The 8,272-nt window shown below is 68.3% G+C and carries 6 protein-coding genes; 1 reads left to right on the top strand and 5 read right to left on the bottom strand.

The genetic code is table 11. The features are described from left to right. Nucleotides 1–142: 142 nt before the first annotated feature. Nucleotides 143–265 carry a hypothetical protein gene (locus ACLV74_RS10575; protein ID WP_411879354.1) on the bottom strand — a complete coding sequence of 41 codons (123 nt, stop codon included), beginning with the start codon at nucleotides 263–265 and terminating at the stop codon, nucleotides 143–145. On the opposite strand from ACLV74_RS10575, the gene ACLV74_RS10570 reads away from it, so the two are divergent. Continuing rightward, nucleotides 264–2,699, top strand: a complete 2,436-nt coding sequence (locus ACLV74_RS10570; RefSeq protein WP_411879353.1) for an autotransporter domain-containing protein — start codon at nucleotides 264–266, stop codon at nucleotides 2,697–2,699. The genes ACLV74_RS10575 and ACLV74_RS10570 overlap by 2 nt on opposite strands. Before the next feature lie 25 nt (nucleotides 2,700–2,724). Here the strand turns inward: ACLV74_RS10570 and ACLV74_RS10565 are convergent, their stop codons facing one another. The 4 genes from ACLV74_RS10565 to ACLV74_RS10550 all read right to left on the bottom strand — a co-directional run bounded on the left by ACLV74_RS10565 (nucleotide 2,725) and on the right by ACLV74_RS10550 (nucleotide 8,248). Next, nucleotides 2,725–5,025: a PAS domain-containing protein gene (locus ACLV74_RS10565; RefSeq protein WP_411879352.1), complete on the bottom strand. Its 2,301-nt coding sequence runs from the start codon at nucleotides 5,023–5,025 to the stop codon at nucleotides 2,725–2,727. A 220-nt stretch (nucleotides 5,026–5,245) separates the two neighbouring features. Further along, nucleotides 5,246–5,989: a M23 family metallopeptidase gene (locus tag ACLV74_RS10560; protein WP_411879351.1), complete on the bottom strand. Its 744-nt coding sequence runs from the start codon at nucleotides 5,987–5,989 to the stop codon at nucleotides 5,246–5,248. Further along, nucleotides 5,989–7,029 (bottom strand): L,D-transpeptidase family protein, encoded by a 1,041-nt coding sequence (locus tag ACLV74_RS10555; RefSeq protein ID WP_411879350.1) that lies wholly within the window; start codon nucleotides 7,027–7,029, stop codon nucleotides 5,989–5,991. The genes ACLV74_RS10560 and ACLV74_RS10555 overlap by 1 nt, the downstream gene beginning before the upstream one ends. Nucleotides 7,030–7,177: 148 nt before the next feature. Then, nucleotides 7,178–8,248, bottom strand: coding sequence for a pilus assembly protein PilP (locus tag ACLV74_RS10550; RefSeq protein WP_411879349.1), 1,071 nt, complete (start codon nucleotides 8,246–8,248; stop codon nucleotides 7,178–7,180). Nucleotides 8,249–8,272 lie beyond the last annotated feature (24 nt).

Raw genomic sequence — 8,272 nt, 5'->3', positions numbered from 1 at the left:
GCGGCGCACTTTGAGGCAGATCCACACAGACTCAGCCCAAAAAGGAGAAAACCAAGAACTTATCCACATCGTGAGCACCTTCTGCTCACAAAGAGTGTGGGTCAATATTCGATGGAAAACTCGGGTCAGACTTCAGCGGAATTCAACAGAACCGGGGAACGATCGCGACGGGGCAGCAGATCGGCGTCAACGTCAACGGCACGCTGACCAGCCTGGTCAACAGCGGCACCATTTCGTCGGGCGTGCGGCGCGGCGTGGTGATCATGAGCTCCACCAGCATCCTGGGCACCCTGACCAACACCGGCTCCATCATCGGGCCGTTTGCGGGCATCACCAACAACGCCGGCACGCTGCAGACCTTCAACAACCTGCAAGGCGCGGGCAACGCCAATGGCGCGGTCACCTACGCCGGTACGGTGCCGGTCAACTACAACATCATCATCAACAGCCCGGGCGTCTACGGCAAGCTGAGCGGCAACGGCGTGACGGGCGCCATGAGCTTCGGCATCTACGGCACCTCGACGGTGGCCATCGGTTCTTACACCGGCGTGCTGAACAACTTCACGGCCGCCAACGTCACGGGCGCGACGACGGGCGTTTACGGCGGGCTCAACTGGGCGCTGGGCCTGGCCTCGGGCAGCACCACCGTCTGGAACCTGGTTTTTTCGGCGGCTCCCGCCAACACCAACATCACGGCCGGGGGCACCTACACGCTGGGCGCGGTGGGGGTGACCCTCAACCCGGTGTTTGACGGCGGCACGCTGGTGCTGCCGGCCAATGCCAGCTCGGCCCAGGCCTTCACGCTCAACGGCGCGGGCGGCACGCTGAGCACTTCACCGGGCGGCACGGCAACACTGTCGGGCGTGTTCTCGGGCGCCGGCGGGCTGACGGTCAACGGCGGCGGCACGCTGGCGCTGTCGGGCAACAACAGCTATGCGGGCGGCACCACCGTGGCGGCCGGCACGCTGGCTGTCAGCGGCGCCTCGCCGCTGGGCACGGGCCCGGCGTTTGTGGCGGCGGGCGCCACGCTGATGGGCACCGGCACGCTGCGCGGCGCGCTCACGGTGGCCGGCACGCTCAAGCCCGGCAATTCGCCGGGCCGCTTGGCGGTGAACGGCACGGTGACCATGAACAGCGGCAGCACCTTCCAGCAGGACATCGCGGGCACGGTGCAGGCCGGCGCCGCCAGCCCGGTGGGCGCGACGGGCTATTACTCGCTGCTGAACATCACCGGCGGGCAGTTCGTGATCCAGCCGGGCGCGACGCTGGCGCCGCGCCTGCTGAACCTGTTCACGCCCGGCGAGGCGGGCTTCGGCAGCGCGCCCTACGTACCGGTGCTGGGCGACAGCTTCCGTGTGGTCAGCGCGGACGGCGGCATCACCGGGCGCTTCAGCACGCTGGCGCAGCCGGCCGGGCTGGCGGCGGGCACGCAGTTCGTGCAGTTCTACAACCTGGGCGGCAGCAAGAGCCTGGACCTGGCCGTGATCCCCGTCTCCTACGCCACCACGCTGGTCGATGGCAACCTCAACACCCGTTCGGCGGCCGGCGCGCTCGACCGCCTGGCGGCGGCCAACCAGTCCGGCACGGCCACGGCGGCGCAAGACCTGCTGCTGGCCGTCGCCGCGACGCGCAACGCCGCCGCCTTGCCGGCCTTCACACGCGGCCTGGCCGGGGAGGTCTATGGCGCGACGCTGGCCGCCGCGCCCCAGGCGGGCCTTCTGATGCAGCAGGCGGTGCTGGCGCACCTGGACGATGCCAGCCCGGCCGCCAGCCAGTTTGCCGCGCAGCCGGCCGGCCGCGGCAGCCTGCTGGCCAGCGCGGGCGCAGGCCCGGTGCCGGGCCTGCAGCTGTCCGCGCCTGGCGATGAAACGATGGGCCCGCGCAACGACGCGGTATGGGGCGAAGTCGCCTACCAGCGCGGGCGCCGATCTGGCGACCAGCGCGCCAGCGGCTTCACGCAGGACCTTTACCAGGCGGTGCTGGGCGGGGATGTTTATGTGCGTGACGGCGTCAAGGCCGGTGCCGGCCTGGCGCTGTCGAACACCGACGTCAGCGCCGCGCAAGGGCAGGGCGTGTTGCGCCAGGGCGCGGTGTTTGCCTATGCCCGCTTGCCCGCGGCCTCGTGGACGGTGGACACCCTGGCCAGCTGGGGCGTGCAATCGACCAGGCATACGCGTGACGACGTGACCGGCCTTGGCGGCAGCCTGGGCGGCAAGACCAGCGGCCGCGATGCCTTGCTGAGCGCGGGCGTCAGCCGGCCCATGGACTGGCGCGGCATGGTGGCGTCGCCCTATGCCAGGCTGACCTGGCAAAGCCAGCACCGTTCCGCCGTGGACGAGGGCAGCGCCGCCGCCGCGTTGAAGGTGGACGGCTTTGATGCCCAGGGCCTGCGCGGCGTGCTCGGCGTGACGCTGGCTTCCACCCACAACCATCCGCTGCAGGAAGACCGGACCTACCGCTTCAACCTGGGCCTGGGCGCGGACTCGGGGAAACTGCTGAACCCCGAGCTCACAGCCTCCCTGGCGGGCATGCCCACCACCATCCGGGCGCCGCAGGCCGGCAAGGGCTTTGTGCAGCTGGGGTTCTACGGCACGCAGCGCCTGGGCGGCAAGGTGTTTGGCTACCTCGGTGTGAGCACCGAGGCGCGGCGCGGCTCCGTGCAGGGCAGCGCGCAGGCCGGGGTGCGGATGGCGTTCTGAGTCGCGGGCCCCTGCGCGCGGCCTGTCATGCGCTGGCCTGCATCTGCAGCGGCCTTGCGTTGTGGGGGCCTTCCAGGTCCGCCAGCAGCTTTTGTAAAGCGTCAATCTCCGCCGGCTTGAGCAGGTGGTGGTCAAACCCCGCTTCGCTCGCGCGGCGGCGGTCGTCTTCCTGGCCCCAGCCGGTCAGGGCCACCAGCACGGTCGGGTGGCCGGGGAAGCGGCTGCGGATGGCGCGGGCCACTTCATAACCGTTCATGCCGGGCATGCCGATGTCGAGCAGCACGACGGAGGGCTGGTAGGCGGCGAAGGTCTCAAGCGCTTCGGCCCCGTCGCGCGCCACGCGCACCTCGGCGCCCAGCATGTCGAGGATGACGGCCAGGGTGTCGCCGGCGTCGGCGTTGTCGTCGACCACCAGCACGCGGGTTTTGTCCAGGCGCGGCGCATCGGCTGTTTCATCGGGTGTATCGGCGCCGGCGGTCTTGAGCAGCGGCAGGCGCAGGGTGAATTCCGCGCCCCGGCCCGGGCCGTCGCTGTGCGCCTCCAGCGTGCCCTGGTGCATCTCGGCCAGGCGGCGCGCCAGGGCCAGGCCTATGCCCAGGCCGCCCTGGTTGCGGGCGTTGTCGCGGTTGCCGCGGCTGAACATTTCAAACATGTGCGCAATCGTGGCGGGCTCCATGCCTATGCCGGTGTCCTTCACGCTGATGCGTGCCTGCGGGCCTTCGCGGCGCACCGTCACGGTCAGCGTTCCGCCCGCATCGGTGTAGCTGGCGGCGTTGTTGAGCAGGTTGGAGATCACCTGCGCCAGGCGCACCGCGTCGCCTTCGACCCACAGCGCGTCGGGCGGCAGGTCGAGCACCAGCTTGTGCCCGGCCGACTGCACCAGGGGGTTGCTGGTTTCCACCGCGGTCCTGACGACGGCGGCGACCTCGACGGGCTCGCTGCGCAGCGACAGCACGCCGCGGCTGATGCGCGAGACCTCGAGCAGGTCGTCGACCAGGCGCACCAGGTGGTTGACCTGGCGCTCCATGATGCCGTGTATTCTGGCGAGCCTGTCGCCTTCGAGGCCGTCGCGGCGCAGCAGGGCGATGGAGTTGCGCAGCGGCGCCAGCGGGTTGCGCAGCTCGTGCGACAGGGTGGCCAGGAAGTCGTCCTTGGCCCGGTCTGAGGCGGCCAGGCGCGTGGCCTGCTCCTGGATGGACTGTTCGGCGGCCTGCCGGTCGGTGATGTCGCGGGTGGTGCCGGCCACGGCGACGACCTCGCCGTGTTCGTCAAACACCGGGGCGAAGATGTAGTCGTACATGCGCGTGCCGTTGGTGCCGCGGAAGGGGATCTCGCCGCGTATGGGCGCGCGGGTCTGGATGACCTCGTCGAGTTCGCGGTCGTGCAGGTCGGCATGCCATTGCTCGTAGCCCAGGTCCATCCACTTCTTGCCGCGCACGTCGGCCACGCCCCAGGTCTTGAGCAGGGCGTCGTTGGCGTAGAGCGCGCGGTGCTCCAGGTCGAACACATAGACGAAGTCGGGCGTGCTGTTGAGCGCGGTTTCGTAAATGCGCTTTTGCCTTTCCGACTCGGCCAGCAGGGTGCCGCGTTCGGAGGTGAGCCTGCGCTGCTCGGTCACGTTGCGGAAGTAGACCGACATGCCTTCGGGCGCGGGGAAGGTGGTGACCTCGTACCAGCGCTGCTGGTCGGGGTAGAAGGCGGTGAAGGAGGACTTCTCCCTTTCCACCATGGTGCGCCGGTAGAAGTGTTCGAACTCCGTGCCTTGCAGGCCGGGGTATTCGTCCCACAGGCCCTTGCCGGTGAGGTCGCCGGGATGTCTCTCCAGGATGCGGTGGGCCTCGCTGTTCACGTAGTCAAAGCACCACTGCCTGTCCAGCGTGTAAAAGCCTTCGGTGATGCTTTCGAGGATGGCGACGGAGTCGCGCCGCTCCCGGGCGCTGGTCTGCTCGGCCGCCTGCACGATGTAGTCGACCTCGCCGCGCTCGTCGAACGCCGGGCTATGCGTCACCGTCCAGTAGAGCTCTTCATAAGCGTCTTTCTGCGGCACGCGAACGTCGTAGCGCAAGGGCTCCATGACATGCGGCTGGCCGGTGGCCATCACCTGCCTGAAGGACGCGGTGACCTTGTCCACGCTCGTGGACTTGGGCTCGTCCGGGTTGGCGGGAAACACTTCGAACAGCTTGCGCCCGAAGATGCCGGTGTCGGTGCAGGTGGCCTTCAGGTAGGCCTCGCTGGCGCCGGCAATGGTGAAGTCCGCGTCCGCCTTGACGATGAGGACGAGGCCGGGCAGGGTGCGGATGAGGCGCTGGATGTCGGAAGGGGTCACGGTGATGGACTTGAGGGCTGCGGTTCGGGAACGCGCCTCAAGTGTTTTCCCCTCCAGGCGCTTTTATTTTTATTCTATCGAGAGGAGTGGATTTTGAAACCGTTTGCAGCGCCCGCAAGCGCTGTGGGCGCTGCATTGCGGCGTTCTCCTACAAGCCGGCCGAGTCGGCGCGGGGGGCGGCCTGTTGTCGCGGCGCCACTGGGCGCCGGCCCGGTGCCTGTTACGGCTTGGGGTCGCGCCAGACAAGGTAGGGGTTCAGCGGCGTGCCGCGCCACCATTGCTTTTCCGGCCCCAGCTTGAAGATCGCGAAGTGCAGGTGGGGTGCGTCGGGCGAGGCATTGCCGGTGCTGCCGACGTAGCCGATCACCTGGCCCTTGCGCAGGGGGGCGCCTTCGGCGAGGCCGTCGGCGTAGCGGTCCAGGTGGGCGTAGTAGTAGGCGTACCGGCCGCCCGGGTCGAACTGGTAAATCGTGATGCCGCCGGGCTTGCTCAGGAACAGCTTGACGACCTTGCCGTCTTCGACCGCGAGCACCGGCGTGCCGCGCGCGCTCATGATGTCGATGGCCTCATGCGGCGCGCCGGCCGCGCGCGACTGGGTGTAGGTGTCGCTGAGCTCGGCCGGCGCGACGCCCTGCACGGGGAGCGTGAGGGTGCGCTGGCGCAGTTGGGAAATGTCCGGGTCGTCGCCTGGGGCAAGTGCGGGTGGTGATGCGGATGGTGATGCGGATGGTGATGCGGATGGGGGTTGCAGGGCGGGCGAGGGAGTGGCGGTTTCGGTGGTCTGGGCGACCGGCGCCGGTTTGTCGGCCACCGTTGTCTGTACGGCCGGCGCCAGGCTGGCCGGCGGCGGCACCTGCGTGGCCGCCTCCTTGCGCGCGCCCAGCATCATGCCTGCGGCCACGGCCAGCAGCGCGCACACGGCCAGCGCCGTTCTTTTCAGCCGTGCGGGATTGGTGGAAGCCATCAGGCCTTGACGTTCACTTTGAAACCGGCCTTGGCCAGGGTCGCCAGGCGCTCGGCGTCCCAGTTGGTCATGTGGATGCAGCCGTTGGTTTCGGAGTGGCCCACGTTGGAGGGGTTGGGCGTGCCGTGTATGCCCCAGTGCGGTTTGCTCAGGCCCAGCCAGATGCTGCCCACGGGGTTGTTCGGGCCGGCCGCGACGTCGACTTTCTGCGCATTCTTGGGCGCGGTCTTGAGCAGCGCGGGGTTGTAGGTGAAGCCGGGGTTCTTGACTTCGTTCTTGATGGCCATCATGCCCAGCGGCAGCGGGTCGTTCTTTTCATTGCCTATGCTGATGGGGAAACCGGCCACCAGGCGCTGGGCGGTGTCCAGCACATACAGCACGCGCTCGGACTTGTCGATCTCGATGGAGGCCGCGCTCGTCGGCGTGGCGCTGGCCGCGACATTGGGCACGGTGATCTGCTTGCCGGCCTCGATGCCGGCGCCTGCGTTGAGCTGCTTGAGATAGCCCGGGCTGGTGTGGAATTTTTCGGCCAGGGCTTCGTCGAGCGACTCGTAGACCAGCGCCTTCATTTTGGCGCGCTCGTCCATCGCGACGGGGGTTTTCTCAAACGGGCCGGCGGCGTCCTTGTCGGTCACGGTGTAGGTCGTCAACAACGGCGCGCCGTCCTTGCGCAGCGAGGCCCAGGTTTCGGCGGTGACTGTGCCGGTCACTTTCAGGTCGTTCGCGGTCTGGTAGGCCTTGACCATGCGCTGCATGTTGGCGGCAAAGCGCCCGTCGATCTCGCCGCAGGAAAACCAGGCCCTGTCCAGCATGATCTGCGCCCGCGCCACGGCCGCGCCGTTGCTGCCGCTGCGCAGCAGTGGACTGTCGGTGGCGTTGTTGAAGGCTTCCATGTCCAGCGGCTGGCTGGCGGCGGCTTTGGCCCTGGGCTTGGCCGCCCAGGCGCCATGGCCCGCCAGGCCCAGGCCGGTGAAGCACAGGGCGAGGACGAGGGTGCGGCGCGGGAGATGGGCGGGAGAAGACGTGGAATTGAAGGACATGGAGACTGCTTTGGAGGTTATCTCCCCAGTCTGCGGCAAGTCGCACTCGCAGGCTGTCAGCAGACATGCCTGGCGGTGGTCAGGTTTATGCGGCGACTGCGATGCCAGGTCGCATGTCAGTGGCGGCCACTCCGGACCGCGGCCGCTGTCACCGTTCCCAGGGAGGCCGGCCCGGGAGGGGGACGGCGAGGACGGAGCGGCGCTCGGTGTTTTTGCCGTCCGGGCCCTGGGCCTGCTCGACGATGACAACTTCCTGGTCCGTGATGGAGACGATCCGCCCGCGCTCGGGGCCGAGATAATTTCCGACGCGCACCCTGTAGAGCTGGGCCGGCGGCTTTTTGTGCATCACCAGGGCAAACTTTTCGCTCCCCTGGCCCATAACGCCGACCACGGCCAGGTCCGCCAGCAGGGCGGATTCAAGCGGTTCCCGCCTGCCTTGGGCGGTGTCCGTGCCGGTGAACGGGTTCCTGCTACCCAGGGCGCTTTGCCTTGCCTTGGCGAGTTGCTGGCGGTATCCGGCGGCCTGCGCCTGCTCCAGCACCAGGTCGCCGAGATAGACCCAGCCTTCCGCGGTGACGGATGCGGCATTGCCCTTCACAAAACTGATTCGCTCCACCAGCGCCTCGCTGAGCACGGGCGCATTGACCAGGAAATCCAGCATCTGCTTGTAGGGCGCCGAGATCTTGAAGCGGACGCGAAACAGGCCGCTGTTCAGGCTGCCGACCGGGTCGGCTTTAAAGATGTCGAAACGCATGCCCTGCTGGAATGCATATTCCTGGAGGCGCAGCGTATAGGTATCGCCCAGCCTGGGTTGGGACGGGGTTGGAAGGGGAACGGCCAGGCCGTGCTGGATCCTTGCCTGGAACTCTGCCTCCGCACTGCCGGGCAAGGGCTTGACCGTATAGGGGCCCAGCCAGTGACCGGCATCCGGCGTGAGCCTGCCGGCCAGGGCGGCGGCGTCGGCCGCGCCGCTTTCGAAGCTGAAACCACCCTCCGACAGGCCTGCTTTTTTCAGCGCGCCGGGGGCGGGCAGTTGCTGCGCAACCCGGTCGAGTTCCTGTGCGACCTGGTAAAGCGCCGGGTACCGGGCCTCTTCGGCCGCGCCTTGCGCCGCCACATGGATCGCCGGCAACAAGGCCAGGGCACCAAGAAGCAGAACCCGCGCAAACGGGTCTTTGAAGGTCAAGGCTTGTGTCGCCCGGCTGTTGGCTGTTCTCACTTATGGGTCCTCCTGGCGGCAGGC

The sequence above is a fragment of the Polaromonas sp. YR568 genome (genome assembly GCF_943369415.1).
Taxonomy (GTDB): Bacteria; Pseudomonadota; Gammaproteobacteria; order Burkholderiales; family Burkholderiaceae_C; genus Polaromonas.
Note: the sequence above shows the minus strand (reverse complement) of the source record. Positions and strands in the feature narration are given on the sequence as shown.

Excerpts from the sequence above, each read along its gene's own strand:
- ACLV74_RS10570 (WP_411879353.1), top strand. The coding sequence starts at position 264 with ATGAGCTCCACCAGCATCCTGGGCACCCTGACCAACACCGGCTCCATC.
- ACLV74_RS10555 (WP_411879350.1), bottom strand. The coding sequence starts at position 7,029 with ATGTCCTTCAATTCCACGTCTTCTCCCGCCCATCTCCCGCGCCGCACC.
- ACLV74_RS10575 (WP_411879354.1), bottom strand. The coding sequence starts at position 265 with ATGATCACCACGCCGCGCCGCACGCCCGACGAAATGGTGCCGCTGTTG.
- ACLV74_RS10560 (WP_411879351.1), bottom strand. The coding sequence starts at position 5,989 with ATGGCTTCCACCAATCCCGCACGGCTGAAAAGAACGGCGCTGGCCGTG.